This is a genomic window from Achromobacter sp. FW305-C-30-7 (assembly GCF_058783105.1).
Map to the genome: position 1 here is coordinate 345,055 of NZ_JBYSYI010000003.1, position 18,158 is coordinate 363,212.

The 18,158-nt window shown below is 68.4% G+C and carries 9 protein-coding genes; 7 read left to right on the forward strand and 2 right to left on the reverse strand.

Annotation, left to right across the window (positions count from 1 at the left end; all coding sequences use genetic code 11):
• The first annotated feature begins 4 nt into the window (after positions 1 to 4).
• The 6 genes from treS to treY are packed head-to-tail and all read left to right on the forward strand — an operon-like array spanning position 5 to position 14,235.
• Complete coding sequence (gene treS / locus AC3WOB_RS12265) at positions 5 to 3,358, forward strand: maltose alpha-D-glucosyltransferase (protein WP_492275183.1); 3,354 nt, start codon at positions 5 to 7, stop codon at positions 3,356 to 3,358.
• Positions 3,355 to 5,547, forward strand: coding sequence for a 1,4-alpha-glucan branching protein GlgB (glgB, locus tag AC3WOB_RS12270; RefSeq protein ID WP_492275184.1), 2,193 nt, complete (start codon positions 3,355 to 3,357; stop codon positions 5,545 to 5,547). The genes treS and glgB overlap by 4 nt, the downstream gene beginning before the upstream one ends.
• 6 nt (positions 5,548 to 5,553) lie before the next feature.
• The gene (gene glgX, locus AC3WOB_RS12275) at positions 5,554 to 7,665 is read left to right on the forward strand and encodes a glycogen debranching protein GlgX (protein WP_492275185.1); all 2,112 of its coding nucleotides are present in this window, start codon (positions 5,554 to 5,556) and stop codon (positions 7,663 to 7,665) included.
• A complete protein-coding gene (gene treZ / locus AC3WOB_RS12280) occupies positions 7,662 to 9,440 on the forward strand; it encodes a malto-oligosyltrehalose trehalohydrolase (RefSeq protein ID WP_013393879.1) in 1,779 nt (592 codons plus the stop codon). Before glgX ends, treZ begins: the two co-directional genes overlap by 4 nt.
• Complete coding sequence (malQ, locus tag AC3WOB_RS12285) at positions 9,437 to 11,536, forward strand: 4-alpha-glucanotransferase (RefSeq protein ID WP_492275186.1); 2,100 nt, start codon at positions 9,437 to 9,439, stop codon at positions 11,534 to 11,536. Before treZ ends, malQ begins: the two co-directional genes overlap by 4 nt.
• Complete coding sequence (gene treY / locus AC3WOB_RS12290) at positions 11,533 to 14,235, forward strand: malto-oligosyltrehalose synthase (protein WP_492275187.1); 2,703 nt, start codon at positions 11,533 to 11,535, stop codon at positions 14,233 to 14,235. The genes malQ and treY overlap by 4 nt, the downstream gene beginning before the upstream one ends.
• A gap of 123 nt (positions 14,236 to 14,358) precedes the next feature.
• Here the strand turns inward: treY and AC3WOB_RS12295 are convergent, their stop codons facing one another.
• Positions 14,359 to 14,538, reverse strand: coding sequence for a hypothetical protein (locus tag AC3WOB_RS12295; RefSeq protein ID WP_492275188.1), 180 nt, complete (start codon positions 14,536 to 14,538; stop codon positions 14,359 to 14,361).
• A gap of 165 nt (positions 14,539 to 14,703) precedes the next feature.
• Positions 14,704 to 15,615, reverse strand: a complete 912-nt coding sequence (locus AC3WOB_RS12300) for an EAL domain-containing protein (RefSeq protein ID WP_013393883.1) — start codon at positions 15,613 to 15,615, stop codon at positions 14,704 to 14,706.
• Between the two features lie 308 nt (positions 15,616 to 15,923).
• Between AC3WOB_RS12300 and AC3WOB_RS12305 the strand changes: the two genes are divergently transcribed.
• Positions 15,924 to 18,050 (forward strand): FUSC family protein, encoded by a 2,127-nt coding sequence (locus AC3WOB_RS12305; RefSeq protein WP_492275189.1) that lies wholly within the window; start codon positions 15,924 to 15,926, stop codon positions 18,048 to 18,050.
• Positions 18,051 to 18,158: the final 108 nt, after the last annotated feature.

Here is an 18,158-nt window from a genome sequence, read left to right on the forward strand (position 1 = left end):
TGCCATGATCAGTGAAACCCAGCCCCTCCAGGACGACGGCCTTTGGTACAAGGACGCGGTCATCTACCAGCTGCACGTCAAGTCCTTCTTCGACTCGAATGGCGATGGCGTGGGCGACCTGCCCGGCCTGATCTCCAAGCTGGACTACATCTCCAGCCTGGGGGTCAACACGATCTGGCTGCTGCCCTTCTATCCCTCGCCCCGCCGCGACGACGGCTATGACATTGCCGACTACCGCGGCGTGCATCCGGACTACGGCACCGTGGCCGACGTCAGGAAGCTGATCCGCGCGGCGCACGCCCGCGGCCTGCGCGTCATCACCGAGCTGGTGGTCAATCACACCTCGGACCAGCACCCCTGGTTCCGCCGCGCCCGCGCGGCCAGGCCGGGGTCGGCCGCGCGCAATTTCTATGTCTGGTCGGACAACGACAAGGCTTACGCCGGCACGCGCGTCATTTTCTGCGACACCGAGAAATCCAACTGGACCTGGGACCCCGAGGCCGGCGCCTACTTCTGGCACCGTTTCTATTCCCACCAGCCCGACCTGAACTACGACAACCCGCAGGTGCTCAAGGAAGTGCTGGCCGTGATGCGCTACTGGCTGGACATGGGCGTGGACGGCCTGCGGCTGGACGCGGTGCCGTATCTGGTGGAGCGCGAAGGCACCAATAACGAGAACCTGCCCGAGACGCACGATGTGCTCAAGCGCATCCGCTCCGTGATCGACGCGGAATATCCCAACCGGCTGCTGCTGGCCGAGGCCAACCAATGGCCGGAGGACGCGCAGGAATACTTCGGCGCCGGGGACGAATGCCATATGTCCTTTCATTTCCCGCTGATGCCGCGCATGTACATGGCGATCGCGCAGGAGGACCGCTTCCCCATCATCGACATCATGCGCCAGACGCCGGACATTCCCGCCACCTGCCAATGGGCCATTTTCCTGCGCAACCACGATGAACTGACGCTGGAAATGGTCACCAGCCGCGAACGCGACTATCTCTGGAACGTGTACGCGGCGGATCCTCGCGCCCGCATCAACCTGGGCATCCGGCGCCGCCTGGCGCCGCTGCTGGAGCGCGACCGGCGCCGGGTGGAACTGATGAACAGCCTGCTGCTGTCCATGCCGGGCACGCCGGTGCTGTACTACGGCGACGAGCTGGGCATGGGCGACAACGTGCACCTGGGCGACCGCGACGGTGTGCGCACCCCGATGCAGTGGTCGCCGGACCGCAATGGCGGCTTCTCCCGCGCCGATCCCGAGCAACTACCGCTGCCCGTGCTCATGGGACCGTTGTACGGCTATGAAGCGGTCAACGTCGAAGCGCAGCAGCGCGATCCGCACTCATTGCTCAACTGGACCCGGCGCCTGCTGGCACAGCGCCGGCAGAGCCATGCGTTCGGGCGCGGCGCGCTGCGCTTCATCTTCGCCGGCAACCGGAAGATCCTGGCCTACCTGCGGCAATGGCAGGACACCACCATCCTGTGCGTCGCCAACCTGTCCAACGCCGCGCAGCCGGTCGAGCTGCAGTTGCAGGAGTTCAACGGCCGAGTCCCGGTCGAAATGCTGGGCGGAACGCCGTTCCCGGCGGTGGGCGAACTGCCCTACCTCCTGACCCTGCCGCCCTATGCGTTCTATTGGCTGGATTTGAGCAACCAGGCTGCCCCGCCTGACTGGCACGCCAGCACGCCCGAGCAGATGCCGGAGCTGACCACGCTGGTATTGCGCGCGCACGGCGGCGCGGCCTTGACGGACTCGTCCCGCGCCACGCTGGAGCGCGAAGTACTGCCGCAGTACCTGGAGCGCCAGCGCTGGTATCCGGGCAAGCAGCCGCCCGCCCGCGCGCGCCTGGCCTACGCCACGCCCTTCACCTCGGCCGCTGGCGAATACTACTGGGCCGAGGTCGAGCCCGAGGATGGCGTCACCGGCTTGCGCGCTCAGGCGCCTTTCGTGCTGGTATGGGATGAGACCGCCGCCGTGCAGTATGCGATTGCGCGGGTCCGCCGCGGCGCCGAGGTCGGCGTGCTGGCGGACGCATTCCTGCAAGACGGTTTCGTGCGCGGGGTGGTCCAAGCCTTGCTGGAGGGCCGCGAGCTGGACGGCCGCAGCGGCGGCAAGCCTGGCGACAAGCCCGGGGTGATCCGCTTCATGGCCGAGGACGGTCTGGCCGCCATGGACCTGGCCGAGGACGGCGAACTGCAGTGGCTGACCGGCGAACAATCCAACAGCTCGGTCATCGTTGACGGCAAGCTCATCCTGAAGCTGATCCGCGCGGTCCAGGCCGGCGCATCGCCCGAGGTGGAAATGACCCGCTACCTGACGCGGGCGGGCTATGCGAACATGCCCGCGCTGCTGGGCGAAGTGCAGCGCGAGGATGCCGACGGGGTGGTCCATACGCTGGCCGTTGCGCATCGCTACGTCGCCAACGAGGGCGACGCCTGGAGCTGGACGCTGGATCTCCTGAAACGCACGCTGGACAATGCGCTGCTGGTAAACCAAAACCCCGACGAATTCGCGCAAGACCTGCAAGGCTACGCCGCCATGGCCGCTACCATGGGCGAACGCCTGGCGCAGATGCACAACCTGCTGGCGCAACCCAGTGACGACCCCGCTTTCCAGCCGCGCCAGGCCAGCCAGGCCGACGCCGACGCACGCGCGCGGCATATCCAGGGCCTGCTCGAAAGCGCGGAAAAGGATCTGCGCGCACAATTCGGCAAGCTCGAAGCCCCTTCCCGCGCTTGCGCCGAATGGTATTTCGAACACCGCGCCCGCCTGGCCGCGCGCGTGGCGGCGATGGCACAGGCCGAAGCCGGAACCCTGTGCCTGCGGGTGCACGGCGACTTCCACCTGGGGCAGGTACTGGTGGCGCAGGCGGACGCCTATCTCATTGATTTCGAGGGCGAACCGGTCAGCAGTGTGCAGGCGCGCCGTGCGCTGGCCTCGCCCTACAAGGATGTCGCGGGCATGCTGCGTTCGTTCGACTATGCCGCGGCGTCGATCGCCCGCACCGACATCATCGGCGGCGCGCCGACCGACGCCAATGCCGGCGCGGGCGAGACGCCCGGCACGCCGGTTACCCCTACCGAACTACGCGACGCGTTGCTGTCGCGTTTCCGCCAGACCGCCACCCAGGCGTTCCTGCAAGGCTACCGCGATGCCCGCGCCTCGGCGCTGATCCCGCCTGCGGACGAGGACGCGCTGCTGACCCTGGCCGAACTGGAGAAAGCCGCCTATGAGGTGAGCTACGAAGCGGCGCATCGCCCCGACTGGATCTCGATACCGCTGTGCGCGCTGACCGAGCTGGCGCGCAGCCTGCTGCTATCGGCGGCGGTGGACGATGAGGACACGCCATCATGAACCAGGACATGCGCGCCGGAGCCGTCACCGCCAATCCCGCCGAACTGGCCGCGCTGGCTTGCGGCCTGCACAACGATCCCTATGCCTTCCTGGGGCCGCACGATGGCAAGCTGCGCGTGTATGCCCCGGGCGCGCAGCGGGTCGACGCGCTGGATGCGGGAGGCGCCAGGACCGCGCTGCGAGAACAGGGCCAGGGACTGTTCCTTGGACGCGTGGCGCACGCCCGGGCAGGCGACGCGAGTTCGTACCGACTGGCTATCCAATGGCCCGGCGCCGAGCAGGTCACCGCCGATCCCTATGCGTTCGGCCCCTTGCTGAATGAAGAGACGCTGGAGCAACTGGCGCAAGGTTCATGGCGCGACGCCGGGACTGCGCTCGGCGCGCGACTGATGGCGGTTGATGGCGTGGCCGGCCTGCGCTGCGCGGTGTGGGCGCCGAATGCGCAACGCGTCGCCGTGGTGGGCGATTTCAACGCCTGGGACAGCCGCCGGCACGGCATGCGGCTGCGGCACCGCGCCGGCGTCTGGGAAATCTTCATCCCGGGCGTGCGCGCCGGCGAGCGCTACAAGTTCGCCATCACCGACCGCGCCGGCAATCAGCGTCTCAAGGCCGATCCGCTGGCGCGGCGCAGTGAAGCGCCGCCAGCCACTGCTTCGGTGGTGGAGGATCCAGCAGACTATTCGTGGGAAGACCAGGCCTGGATGGCGGACCGGCAGGCGCGCCAATCTCCGGAAGCGCCGCTGTCCATCTATGAAGTGCACGCCGGTTCCTGGCTGCCCGACGACGCCGGATCCAACACCTGCATCTGGGACCGCCTGGCCGACAAGCTGCCGGCCTACGCCCGCGCCATGGGTTTCAGCCACGTGGAGCTGCTGCCCGTCATGGAGCACCCCTTCGGCGGATCCTGGGGCTACCAGCCCCTGGGCATGTTCGCACCCGCCGCCCGTTACGGGCCGCCGGAGGCGTTCGCCCGCTTCGTCGACCGCTGCCACCACGCCGGCATCGGCGTCATCCTGGATTGGGTGCCCGCGCACTTTCCCGACGATGCGCACGGCCTGGCCCGCTTCGACGGCAGCGCGTTGTACGAGTACGAGGATCCGCGCGAAGGCTACCACCCTGACTGGCACACCATGGTCTACAACCTGGGACGCACGGAGGTGCAGGCCTTCATGATCGCCAGCGCGCTGCACTGGCTGCGGCGCTTCCACATCGATGGATTGAGGGTCGACGCGGTAGCGTCCATGCTGTATCGCGACTACAGCCGCCAACCGGGACAATGGATCCCCAACCGCTACGGCGGCCGCGAGAACCTGGAGGCGGTGCAGTTCCTGCAGGCGCTGAACAGCACCGTGCGGCAGGAAGTCCCGGACGCCATCATGGTGGCCGAGGAATCCACCGCCTGGCCGGGCGTGACCGCGCCGGTCGCCGAGGGCGGACTGGGCTTTCACTACAAGTGGAACATGGGCTGGATGCACGACACCTTGCGCTATCTGTCCCAGGACCCGGTGCACCGCAAGCATCACCACCACGACATCACCTTCAGCATGGTTTACGCGTACAGCGAGCGTTTCATCCTGCCGCTGTCGCACGACGAAGTGGTGCACGGCAAAGGCTCGCTGCTGGCCAAGATGCCGGGCGATGCGGCCGCCAGGCTCGCCAACCTGCGCGCCTATCTGGGCTTCATGTGGGCCCATCCGGGCAAGAAGCTGCTGTTCATGGGCGGCGAGATGGCCCAGCCGCGGGAGTGGAACCATGACGAGCCTCTCGATTGGGAATTGCTGGACCGTCCCGGCCACCTGGGCATGCAACGCCTGGTCGCCGACCTGAACGGCCTGTACCGCGCGCTGCCGGCGCTGCACGCGCAGGATGCCGACCCAGCCGGCTTCGCCTGGACCATCCTGGACGACCGCGATAACAGCGTGGTCGCGTTCGTCCGCAGCGACGGCACGCACCATGTGCTCGCGGTCGCAAATTTCACGCCCGTGGCGCGCCATGACTACCGCATAGGCGTGCCGCGCGCCGGCCGCTGGACGGAAAGGCTGAACACCGATGCCACGCACTACGGCGGCTCGGGCCAGGGCAACCAGGGCGGCGCCAGCACCGGAGAAGGCGCGTCCCACGGCCAGCCCCAGGCCTTGTCGCTCACCTTGCCGCCTCTGGCCACCCTCTTCCTGCTCTACGAAGGCTGAACGGATATGGACCCTACCCAATTCACGCGGCTCGCCAGCGGACAGCCTCATCCCCTTGGTGCGGTAAGCGATGGCCTGGGCGTGAACTTCGCGGTGTTCTCGGCCAATGCCACGCGCATCGAGCTGTGCCTGTTCGATGTCAAGGGCCGCAAGGAACTGCGCCGCTTCGACCTGCCGGAATGCACCGACGAGATCTGGCACGGCTACCTGCCGGACGCGCATCCGGGCTTGGTATACGGCTACCGCGCCCACGGCCCGCATGATCCGCGCAATGGACACCGCTTCAATCCCCACAAGCTGCTGCTCGATCCGTATGCCAAGCAATTGACCGGTCCGCTGCACTGGAGCGACGCGCTGTTCGGCTACCGCATGAACCATGCGCGCGCCGACCTCAGCATCGACCGGCGCGACAGCGCGCCCGCCATGCCCAAGGCCATCGTGGCCGAGGAAATGCCATTCACCTGGGGCAACAGCCGGCCGCCAGCCACGGCGTGGAATGATTCCGTCATCTACGAGGTCCACGTGCGCGGCGCCTCCATGCTGCGCGAAGACCTGCGCCAGCCCTTGCGGGGCACCTGCTCCGCCCTGGCCGACCCGCGCTTCATCGAGCATCTGCAGCGGCTGGGCGTCACGGCCGTGGAACTGTTGCCGGTGCAGGCGTTCCTGCAGGACCGCTTCCTGACCGAACGCGGTCTGCGCAACTACTGGGGCTACAGCACGCTGTCGTACTTTGCGCCGGAACCGTTCTATCTTCAGCACAATCCGAACGAACTGCGCCAGGCCATACGCAGGCTGCACGCCGCCGGCATCGAAGTCATCCTGGACGTGGTCTACAACCACACCTGCGAAGGCAGCGAACTGGGGCCCACGCTGTCCTGGCGCGGCCTGGACAATGCCAGCTACTACCGGCTGGTGCCGGGCGATGAACGCTATTACATCAACGACACCGGCTGCGGCAACACCGTCAACCTGTCGCATCCGCGCGTGCTGCAGATGGTCACCGATTCGCTGCGCTATTGGGCCCAGTCCTATGGCGTCGACGGCTTCCGCTTCGACCTGGGAGTCACGCTGGGCCGCGAAGGCACCGGCTACGACCCCGGCTCGGGTTTTTTCGACGCCGTGCTGCAGGATCCCGTGCTTGCCCGCCTGAAGCTGATTTCCGAGCCCTGGGACGTCGGGCCGGATGGTTATCAGCTGGGCAACCATCCGCCCGGCTTCGCGGAGTGGAACGACAAGTTCCGCGATGCCACCCGGCGCTATTGGCGCGGCGACCCCTCCATGCGCGGCGAGATGGCGGCGCGCCTGTGCGGGTCGCGCGACCTGTTCGACCGCCGCCATCGCCGCCCCTGGAGCAGCATCAACTACGTGGCTTCGCACGACGGCTTCACGCTGGCCGACGTCGTCAGCTACGACGCCAGCCACAACGAGGCCAACGGCGAAGGCGGCAACGATGGCCATGGCGAGAACTACAGCCACAACTGGGGCGCGGAAGGCGCAACCGACGACGCGGCAATCCTGCAGACCCGCAAGCTCGTGCAGCGGGCTCAGCTTGCCTGCGTGTTCCTGTCCGATGGCACGCCCATGCTGCTGGCCGGCGACGAATTCAGCAACAGCCAGGAAGGCAACAACAACGCGTACTGCCAGGACAACGCCCTCTCGTGGCTGGACTGGACGCAGGCGCAGGCCGACGACGGCCGTGAACTCAGCCGCTATGCGGCGCGCCTGATCGCCTTGCGCCGCGCCCACCCCAGCACGCGGGGCGCGCGCTACGGCGATGCCGGGCAGGAGCTCGTGCCGGGCGTCAAGGCAATCTCCTGGTTCGATCCGACGGGCGCGGAGCTGGACGCGGCAGCCTGGGAATCGGAGCAAGACAATGCCATGGCCCTGCGCCGCGCCGCCTGCCGCGAGGACGGCAGTGTCGACGTGACGCTGCTGATGCTGAACCCGGGCGCGGAGGACCTCGTGTTCCAGCTGCCGCCGCCCGCGCTGGCCTGGATCCGCGAGTTGGATTCCGCCACGCAGGCGCCCGCCGCGCCCCTGGCCGACGCCGCCATCACGGTGGCCGCGCGCAGCGTGGTGCTGCTGGCGGCAACCCATGTGCCGGGAGACCCTCCATGACGCATGCCTACGCATCCGGCGCCACGCCGTTGGAGAGCGGCGTTACACGCTTTCGCCTGTGGGCGCCGTCTGCACCCGCAGGCCTGGCGCTCGAGGTCGAGGGCCATCCACCCATCGCCTTGCGCCCCGATCCGGACGGCTACGTGCAAGCGGACGTGGACTGCCCCATAGGCGCCCGCTACCACTACCGCCTGAACGCCGACACCGTCGCGCCCGATCCCGCCTCGCGCCTGCAGCACGGCGACGTGCATGGCGACAGCGTGGTGGTCGCGCCGGATTCCTATCCATGGCGCTACGCGACCTGGCGGGGACGCCCCTGGGAAGAATCCGTCCTGTATGAGACCCATGCCGGCCTGGAAGGCGGCTACGCGGGCCTGCTCGCGCGCCTGCCCGAGCTGGCGGCGCTGGGCGTCACGCTGCTGGAGCTCATGCCCATCGCCGACTTCCCCGGCCCGCGCAACTGGGGTTATGACGGCGTGCTGCCCTATGCGCCCGACACCGCCTACGGCACGCCGGACGAACTCAAGCGCCTGATCGACGAGGCCCACGGCCTGGAGATGGGCGTCATGCTGGACGTGGTCTACAACCATTTCGGCCCCGACGGCAATTACCTGCCGCGTTACGCCGCGCCATTCTTCAGGAAAGACGTGGCCACCCCCTGGGGCGACGCGATCGATTTCCGCCAACCTGCGGTCAGCCAGTTCTTCAAGGACAACGCGCTGTACTGGCTCACGGAATATCGCTTCGACGGACTGCGCCTGGATGCCGTGCACGCGATTGCCGGCCATGAATGGCTGCATGAGCTCGCTCAATACCTGCGCCAACACATTCCTGGCGAGCGCTACGTGCATCTGGTGCTGGAAAACGACGACAACCGGGCCAGCCTGCTGCAGGGAGATTTCGATGCGCAATGGAACGATGACGCCCATCATGCCCTGCATTGCCTGCTGACCGGCGAGAGCCATGGCTACTACTCGGACTACAGCGCGCAGCCGGCCCAAGCCTTGGCGCGCTGCCTGGCCGAGGGCTGGCTGTATCAAGGGCAGCGTTCGCCGTACCGTGGCGGGCAGGCGCGCGGCGAGCCCAGCGCGGCGCTTGCGCCCACCGCCTTCGTGCTGTTCCTGCAGAATCACGACCAGATCGGAAACCGGGCAGGCGGCGAACGCCTGGCCAGCCTGGTGGACAACCCTGCCCGGCTGCGGGCCGCAGTCGCCCTGCAGTTGCTGGCGCCGCAGATTCCGCTGATTTTCATGGGCGAGGAACGCGGTTCACGCACGCCGTTCCACTACTTCACCAGCCATGCCGACCCGGCCCTGGCGCAAGCGGTGCGCGAAGGCCGGCGGCGCGAGTTCTCGCGCTTTCCCGAATTCCAGGGCGCGGCCGCGCTGGCCGATCCGAACGACCCCGATACGTATCTCGCTAGCAAACCGCGGGCCAGCGCCGCGGACGCGCACGCCTGGATGCGAGACTACGCGGTGCTGCTGCATCTGCGTGCCCGCCTGATTGCGCCGCGACTGCCCGGGGCAACCAGCCTGGGCGCAGCCGCGATCGGCGAACGCGGCGTGTTCGCGCGCTGGGAGCTGGCCGGCGGCGCGCGGCTGACGGTCTATGCAAACTTCGGCCCCGACCGCCTGGCCTTGCCCGAGCCCTTGCAGGCCGGCCCCGAATCCCATGCCACGCTGCTTTTCGAATCGGTGGCGGGCGCGCGCGACGCGCTGGTCCAGCGCGAAGTGTGTGGCGACAGCACGGTATGGCTGCTTGAGGAGCCGGCATGAGCGCGGCGCCTGCTGGCGATGTCGCCCTGTCCGCGCTGGCCGCCCGGGCCGGTATCGCCGAGCATTGGACCGACGCGCGCCAGCGCCCGCAACGTGTGTCGCCAGACACCCTGCGCCTGCTGCTGGCGGGCATGGGCCTGCCCGCCAGCAGCGCAGAGGACATCCGCGAGAGCGACCATCGTCTCGGCGCAGAAAACGTAGGCCTGCTGCCGCCCCTGCTGGTGACGCGCAGCGGCATGGCCACGCCCTTGCCCCCTGCCGCGCGTGGCCGCTATCACATCGTGTGCGAATCCGGCGCGACCTGCGAGGGCAACATCACGGAAGACGGCCGCCTGACGGCGCCGGACGAGCCCGGCTATCACGCGCTGTATGTGGGTGCGGACCGGACCGTGCTTGCCGTCGCACCCATGCAGGCGCCAGGCCTGGAGCTGTTGACGGCAGCCGCCCGCCCGCGCGCCTGGGGACTTTGCGCGCAGGTCTACAGCCTGAGACGCGATGGGCCCGAAAACGTGGCCGGTGACGGCGGCTACGGCGACTTTGCCGCCCTGCGCGAACTGGCGGCTGCCGCCGCATCTGAAGGCGCCGACGCGCTTGCCATCAGCCCGGTGCATGCCATGTTCGCCGCCCAGCCGCAGCGCTGCAGTCCCTATGCGCCCTCCAGCCGCCTGTTCCTGAATACCCTGTATGCGGACCCTGCGGCAGTACTGGGCGTCGAAGCCCTGCGCCGCGCATCCGCGGATGTCGGCGCCGCGCCGCCCGCAACGCATCTGATCGATTGGCCGGCAGCAGGCGCGCGGCGGCAGCGCCTGCTGCGCACACTGCATCGGCAGTTCCGCGCCACCGGCCCGGAGGATTGCCGCCTGCGTTACGACGCCTACTGCGCGCTGCGCGGCAAGGCGTTGCGCGACCATGCCGTGTTCGAAGCCCTGCATGCCGCCCAGGTGGCGCGCAACGCCGCCTCCCTGCCCTGGACGCAGTGGGCGGCAGGCCTGCGCGATCCGGACTCGGCCGAGGTCGAGCGCTACGCGCAGCAGCATCCTGAAGAAGTCGACTTCCATCGGTTCGCCCAATGGCTGGCAGCCGAGAGCCTGGCCGGCGCGCAAGACGCGGCGCGCCAGGCCGGCATGCGCGTGGGCTTGATCGCGGACCTGGCCGTCGGCGACAGTCCGGATGGCAGCCACGCCTGGAGCCGGCAGACCGACCTGATGTCGGGACTGTCCATCGGCGCGCCGCCCGACATCCACAACCCTCAAGGGCAGTACTGGAACCTGACCGCGTTCTCGCCACGCGCGATGCATGCCCAGGGGTTTGCGGCCTTCATCGATATGCTGCGCGCGTCCCTGGCCCATGCCGGCGGGCTGCGCATCGACCACATCCTGGGCATGGCGCGGCTGTGGCTGGTGCCCGACGGCCTCGCCGCTGGCGCCGGCGCCTACCTGCGCTATCCGCTGGGCGAACTGCTGGCGCTGACGGCGCTCGAGGCCTGGCGCCATCGGGCCCTGGCCATCGGCGAGAACCTGGGCACGGTACCGGACGGCTTCAACCGCGAACTGGCGGATCACGGCATTCTGGGCATGAATGTGCTGTGGTTCATGCGGCGGGAAGCGGACGTTGCGGCTGAGCAAACCATGCCGGACGCGCCGGAGCCCTTTCTAGCCCCCGAAGCCTGGCCCGCCGAGGCCGTGGCCATGACCAGCACCCACGATCTGCCTACCTTGCGCGGCTGGTGGGCCGAGCGCGACATCGATGTGCGCGCCAAACTGAACTTGCTGGGCGCGGAGGATGACGAAACGTCGCTGCGGCGCTGCCGGCGGATGGACCGCAGCTTGCTGGCGCAGGCCATGGGTTGTCCCGCCGAACCCGCGCAGGCGCCATTGGCGGACATGCTGCGCTTCGTATCTTCCAGCCCCTGCCCGCTGCTGCTGGTTCCCATGGAGGATCTGGCGGGCGAGTTGGAACAGCCAAACCTGCCCGGCACCATCGACGAGCACCCCAATTGGCGTCAGCGCCTGCCGGCGGGCAGCCAGGCTTGTCTTGCCGACGCCGCGGTGCAGTCGCGGCTGCAAGCCATGCGCTGCGGGCGGGGCCGGCCATGAGCCTGCCGCGCGCCACCGCCCGGCTGCAACTGCATGCCGGCTACACCTTGGCCGACGCCCGCGCCTGCGTCGACTATTACGCCGACCTTGGCGTGAGCCATCTCTACCTGTCGCCGATCACCCGCGCCCGCACCGGCTCCACCCACGGCTATGACGTGGTCGACCACGCCATGGTCAATCCGGAGTTGGGCGGCGAGCCCGCGCTCCGGGACCTCGCCCAGGCCGCGCGTCGGCGCGGATTGGGCCTCATCGCGGACATCGTCCCCAATCACATGGCGGCCCATCCCGACAATGCCTGGTGGCGCGATGTGCTCGAGCATGGCGCCGCAAGCGCGCACGCGCGCTGCTTCGACATCAGTTGGGATGGCCCGGACCCGGCGCTGCGCGGCAAGGTCCTGCTGCCCATCCTGCCCGAGCCCTATGGCGTGGCGTTGGCCCAAGGCGTCATGCGGCTGCGGCACGACGCCGACAGCGGACGGATCGAACTGGAGGTGGCGGGCCTGCGCTATCCGGTGGCGCCGGAGTCGATTCCACGCAGGCTGGAGCCGCAAACCCTGCTGCGCCGATATGATCCCGCTCGCGCAGCTGGCCGCGAACGCCTGCACCGCTTGCTGGAATGTCAGCATTACCGGCTGGCCTGGTGGCGCAGCGCCGCCGACCAGATCAACTGGCGGCGCTTCTTCGAGATCAGCGAACTCGTGGGCGTGCGGATCGAAGACGAAGCCGTATTCGATGCCGTGCATGCGCTGGCGCTGCGTCTGTATGCGCAGGGCGTGCTGGACGGGCTGCGCATCGACCACATCGATGGTCTGGCCGCGCCGGGCGCCTACCTGCGCCGCCTGAACCAGCGCTTGGGCGCAGCGGGCGCCAGCCGTCCGCCTTCCTGCGCGCAAGCGCAAGCCTATCTGGTGGCGGAGAAAATCCTGGCGCCGGACGAATCGCCCGATCCGCGCTGGCCGCTGCACGGCACCACCGGCTATGACTTCATGGACCAGGTCAGCGCGTTGTTGCACGACCCTGACGCCGAGGCGCCGCTGCGCGCGTTCTGGCAACTGCTGACGGGCGACCTGCGCACGCCGCAGCTGCAGCTGGAGGCCGCTCGCACGCGCATGCTGGAGCGGCATTTTCCGGCCGAACGGTTGGCGCTGGTCCGCAGCCTGGAACGGATGGCGCGGCAACGCCGCCAGACCCGCGACTGGAGCGCGGTATCGATAGACCGCGCGCTGTCCGCGTGGCTCACCGCCTTCCCCGTGTACCGGACCTACGCCGAGGACGGCGGGCGCAGCGGCGCGGATCGTCGTTGTTGCGATAGCGCCGGTCAGCGGGCGGCGGCACTGTTGAACGCCCTGCCCGGCTCGGCGGACGCAGCCCTGCTGGCGCAGTTGGACCGCTGGCTGGACGGCGGCGCTGCCAGGCATGCGACACCGGAACACCGGAATGGGTCACCTCGGCACGCCGAAACCGAGGCGGCCGAAGCCTTGCGGCGGTTCCAGCAACTGACGCCGCCGCTGGCCGCCAAGGCGCTCGAAGACACCCTGTTCTACCGCTACGGCCCGCTGCTGTCGCGCAATGAAGTCGGCGCATCGCCCGCGCGATTCGCGTTGCCGCCCGAGGCCTTTCTTGGCCTGGTCCAGGCCCGCGCGGACGACTTCCCCCATGCCATGCTGGCCACCGCGACGCATGACCACAAGCGCGGCGAAGACACGAGGGCCCGGCTGGCCGTGCTGTCGGAAATGCCGGAACAATGGCGCAAGACCGCTTACCGTTGGATCCAGGCCCTGCCGGACGACGGCCGCCTTTCTTTGGCGGATCGCTACATGCTCGTGCAGACGCTGGTGGGCGCATGGCCGGCGGATTGGACCGCAGACGCGATTGAATGCAAGGCCGAGGTCGTGGCCGGCTGGATCGAACGCGTGGCGCAGTGGCAGCTCAAGGCTCTGCGCGAAGCGAAAATCCACACCAGCTGGACCGATCCGGATCCCGCATATGAAAACGCGGCGCGCGCCGCGCTTGCCTTCCTGCGGGATTCGGGACCAGGACGCCGCCTGTTGGCGGAAATGGCTGCCTATGCCTTGCAGTTGGCTCCGGCGGGCATGATCAACAGCCTCGCGCAGACGCTCTTGCGCAACACGCTGCCCGGCGTGCCGGACTTGTACCAGGGAACGGAGCTATGGGACTACAGCCTGGTCGACCCCGACAACCGGCGCGCCGTGGACTATCCGAGGCGAATCGCCATGCTCGCCGAGGCCCAGGCTCTGGCTGCGGAAGGCGGAATATGCACGCGGGAATCGGATTGGCGCAGCGGCGCGGTCAAGCAGGCGCTGATCCAGCGGCTGCTGGCAGCGCGCCAGCGTCATCCCGCATTGTCCAGTCATGGAGGGTGCGTCGCGCTGACGGTAGCGGGGCCGAACGCGCGTCACCTGCTTGCCTGGCTGCGGCGTCATGAAGATGGGACTGCGCTGATCGTTGCCCCGCGGCTATGCGCGAGCCGGCTGTCCGGCTACGCGAGCGGCGAACCTGCGGCAGCGCGCGGGTTCTGGGCGGGCACGGTCATCCAGCTGCCTGATGCCATCAGGAAGGGGGCCTGGCGCGATGCCGTGAGCGGCGTCCCGGTGCAGCCCGGTCCGGATGGCGCGCTGCATCTGCATGACCTGCTGCGCGAGCTGCCGGTAGCTTTATGCCTGTCCCTCCATCCTTGAGGAGGAAGTCCCGCGTAAATGCCGTCCATGAATAAACGGCCTTGTCCGCCCACAGCGGGACAAGGCCGTCTTGCTACCGCGATACCCGCCCGACTATGGGGCCCGGAACACGCGGTCTACGAGTCAGCGCGGCATCTTGCTTTGCTGCCCGGGGTTCTGGCCAGGCTGTTGCCGGTCTTTATCGGCATGCTGGCCGGATTGGCCGGGCTGCTGCTGCCCAAGCTGATTGCGGTCCTTGGGGTTTTCCTGGGCCTGTTGCTTCTGCTGCTGCTTTTGCTGGTCGGGCTGGTTCTGATTGGGCATTGCAAGTCTCCTGGAAGACGGAAAAAACTCCGCCACCTTCCATACAGCAACCCGCGTGCCCAAACCCCGGTGACCCAGCCCTCGCACCGGGCGAGCATGGGGGGGACGCAAGGCCCGAGGGTAAAGTCCGGTCCAGCCGGTAAAAATTGCGCTTGGTGGCCCGCGCTATTGCGTGGCCACGTGCCGTTTGCCGCGCGCGGACTGCGCCTCCTGGGAGGCATCGTAGGTATCGAGCCAGGACGAGGTATAGGCGGCGGGCGCGGCCAGCGGCTCGCCCTGGTCGCGCTGCGTGCGCAGGCGGACCATCAATTCGTCCAGCGGCATGGGACGGCCCAGCGCGAAGCCCTGCCCGTACCGGCAGCCGGCGGCGCGCAAGGCGGGAATATCCGCCACGTTTTCGACGCCCTCGGCCACCACGCGGCGGCCCAACCGGTTGGCCAGTTCGGCGGCGGTGCGCAGCACTTCGAACGCGACAGCGCTGCGGCGCATGCGCGTCACGAAATACTGGTCGATCTTGACTTCCGATAGCGGCAGCGCCGACAGCAGCTTCAACGACGCATGGCCGGTGCCGAAATCGTCCAGACTGACTTCACAGCCCGCGTTTTCGAGCTTCAGCAGCGTCGCGCGCAGCACGTCGAGTTCACGGATGGGCTGGTCTTCGGTCAGTTCCACCCGCACCAGCGACGCCGGCAGTTCCGCCGCGTAGATGCGGTCCAGCAGGAAGTCGACGGCGGCCTCGTCCGACAAGGTGGAGGCAGGCGCATTGATGGCCACGGGAATCGCGATGCCGGCGCGCCGCATGGTCAGCAGCATGTCTATCACCCGCAGGCAGACGCGCTCGAACAGCATCTTATCCAGCCCCAGGCGGTTGACCGCAGGGATGAATTCGGACGGCATGATGATGCCCAGCCGCCGATGCCGCCAGCGCGCCAGCGCTTCGGCGGATACGATCCTGCCCGTCAGCAAGTCCACCTGCGGCTGCAACAACATGCGCAGGCCATCCTTGCCGGTGATCATGGCGGCGATCTCGTCGTCGCTCGCCACCGAGTCTGTGGAAGCCTCGTGATTCGACGTCATGTCGACACTCCTTGCGCGCCCCTGGGCGTTAACCTGCGCTGTCCGGGCGCAGAAAGAGGCACATTGGACTGAGTATTCCCAGCTACAGCGCTTTTTGTATGCCATTTCCAGACTTTGTTCCAGGCAATTCTGCGCTCCTGCGGCGGCAAAGTCACATATATGTATCCAGACGTATTAAGCTGCTCGGATTCATGAACAAGGCCGCAATCTCCGGCGCCCCGGCCGCCCCTCGCCGAAATGCCTTGTCGACATGGTAGGGTTGGCGTCCTTCGCCCTGCCGGGCCCACCTCCGCTGCTGTACTCCTAGCGTGAAGAACCTGTTTTCCCGTTGCCGCGCCTCCTTGCGCAACGTCCTGTGGCTGGACGCCCTGCAAGCTGCGGCCATCAGCGCCGCGCCCGTCATCCTGGCTGTGCTGGCGCATGAACCGCGCCTGGGCTGGAGCGCCATCGCGGCGTTCTGGGCCTGCTTCGGCGACCCGGGCGGCCCGCTGCGGCAGCGCGCCGGCGCGATGCTGGCGCTGGGGCTGATCGGCGCGCTGTTTTGCTTCCTGGCCAGCGTCAGCGCCGCCCACCTGTGGCTGCTGCTGCCATTGACCTTTGCGTGCTGTACCTTCGGCGGCCTGTTGCGCGTGTTGGGACCGGCTGCGGCCATCGTCGGCACCCTGCTGTCGGCCGGCTTCGTGGTGGCAGCCGAACTGCCCGCGCCGACCTGGTCGGAGAGTCTGTCGTACACGCTGTTCTTCCTCGCCGGGGCGGCCTGGGCCATCCTGATGACCGCGCTGGTATGGCGCAGGCGGCCCTGGAAGGATGCCACCCATGCCGTCGCGCATTGCTATCGCGGTCTGGCGGATTTCGCCGATGCGCTGGCCCGCATGTATTCCGGACTGACGCCGGCGGCCAGCCCCCAGGCCTGGAGCGCCGTCACGCGTCCGCAGCGCAGCGCCCAGCGCGCCGCCCTCGAAGCCGCCCGGACGCGCATCCGCGAAGTGCAGGACGCGCGGCCCTCGCGCCGCGCCCGCGCGCAGCAGTTGCTGTACCTGCTGGACACCGCCGAGGACAGCTTCATCGCGCTGGTGGCCGCGGCCGACCTGCTGGAATCGAATGCGCCGCAATGGCTGGGCCGCGGCGCCGGCGCCCATCTTTCCCACGCGCTGCATCGTTATGCCAGCCTGTGCAATGCCATCGCCAGCACCTCGGACCTCAACGACGCCAAGCAGGCACAGTGCCTGCGGGATCGGCTGGACCACTACGGTTCCGGTCTGCACGAACTGCGCGGCGGCGCCATGGCCCGTGCGCCCGAACTGGCTACCATGGTGCCGGTGCTGGACCGCTTGCTGCACACCGCGCAGGCCGTGACGCAGTCGCTGTTCGACCAGGGCGATGCGCCCGTGGCGCCAGCGCGCGACCGCCGCGCTACCAGCCGCACGCAAGACGCTTGGCGCGCATTGCGCCAGAATCTGAGTTTCGAATCCGACGCCCTGCGCCACGCACTGCGCGTAGGCGTGGGCGCCACCATCGCGGTGGCCCTGTCCAAATCCTTTGCCGTCAACCACGGCTACTGGATGTCGCTGACGCTGGTCTTCATTCTGCAGCCCTACTTTGCCACCACCTGGCAGCGCACGTTGGAACGCGTGGCCGGCAGCGTGGCGGGCGCCATTGGCGCCTCTCTGCTCGGGCTGTTCCTCAGCACCCCCCTGTCCGTGGCCCTGGCGGTGTTGCCCATCGCGCTGGGCACGTTCGCCGCGCGCACCATCCATTACGCGCTGTTCACGTTCTTCCTGACGTCGCAGTTCGTGCTGGTCACCCATATCCAGCAGCCGGATATTCAGGAGCCCATGCTCGCCGCCCTGCGCGCCTTCAACAGCGTGCTGGGCGGGATCCTGGCGCTACTGGTGGGCTTTCTGGTCTGGCCTGAAAAAGAGCCGCGCCAACTGGCGGGCGCGCTCAGCCTGGCGCTGGAACGCCATGCCGCCTACGTGCGTGCCCTGGTCCGTGAAAAAAGCGGCGATGCCCGCGCGGGGCACGACATCGTGGCGCGCCGTCGCATGGCCTGCCTGTCGGCCGACAACGCGCAGGCCTCCTTGCAGCGCCTGCAACAGAACCCGGTCCATCGCGACCGCAACGTAGGCACGGCGGAAAACCTGCTGAACGCAATGCGCCGCGTCACGGCCGCCGGCACCGTGCTGGAGATACAAGCCGCTTTGCCCGCCGCCTCACCCGCGGCCCAGGCGCTAGCCGAGTATGGCGCGGTGCTGGCGCACGCGCTGCATCCGCAGGAGCCCGCGCCGGAGTCGGGGGGCCGGCAATTGGCCGTGCCCGCCGCAGTCGCTGCCGGCTATCCGGAACTCGCGGGGCCACTGGAACGCATCGCGCAGCAAGCGCGCCAGTTGCGCCAGCTGCGCGAACGCGTGGAACGGGCACAGCCCTCGGCCTAGCCGGCCCGTTTGCGCTGGCCCCGGCGAACTGCCGCGGGCTTGACGCGCATCAAGGGCGAAATGGCCGAAAAGCGTAACCATAGACACATGGCACGCTTAAACAAGGAG

Coding starts and splice junctions, on each gene's coding strand:
- glgB (WP_492275184.1), top strand. CDS start 3,355: ATGAACCAGGACATGCGCGCCGGAGCCGTCACCGCCAATCCCGCCGAA.
- malQ (WP_492275186.1), top strand. CDS start 9,437: ATGAGCGCGGCGCCTGCTGGCGATGTCGCCCTGTCCGCGCTGGCCGCC.
- treS (WP_492275183.1), top strand. CDS start 5: ATGATCAGTGAAACCCAGCCCCTCCAGGACGACGGCCTTTGGTACAAG.
- glgX (WP_492275185.1), top strand. CDS start 5,554: ATGGACCCTACCCAATTCACGCGGCTCGCCAGCGGACAGCCTCATCCC.
- treZ (WP_013393879.1), top strand. CDS start 7,662: ATGACGCATGCCTACGCATCCGGCGCCACGCCGTTGGAGAGCGGCGTT.
- AC3WOB_RS12300 (WP_013393883.1), bottom strand. CDS start 15,615: ATGACGTCGAATCACGAGGCTTCCACAGACTCGGTGGCGAGCGACGAC.
- treY (WP_492275187.1), top strand. CDS start 11,533: ATGAGCCTGCCGCGCGCCACCGCCCGGCTGCAACTGCATGCCGGCTAC.
- AC3WOB_RS12295 (WP_492275188.1), bottom strand. CDS start 14,538: ATGCCCAATCAGAACCAGCCCGACCAGCAAAAGCAGCAGCAGAAGCAA.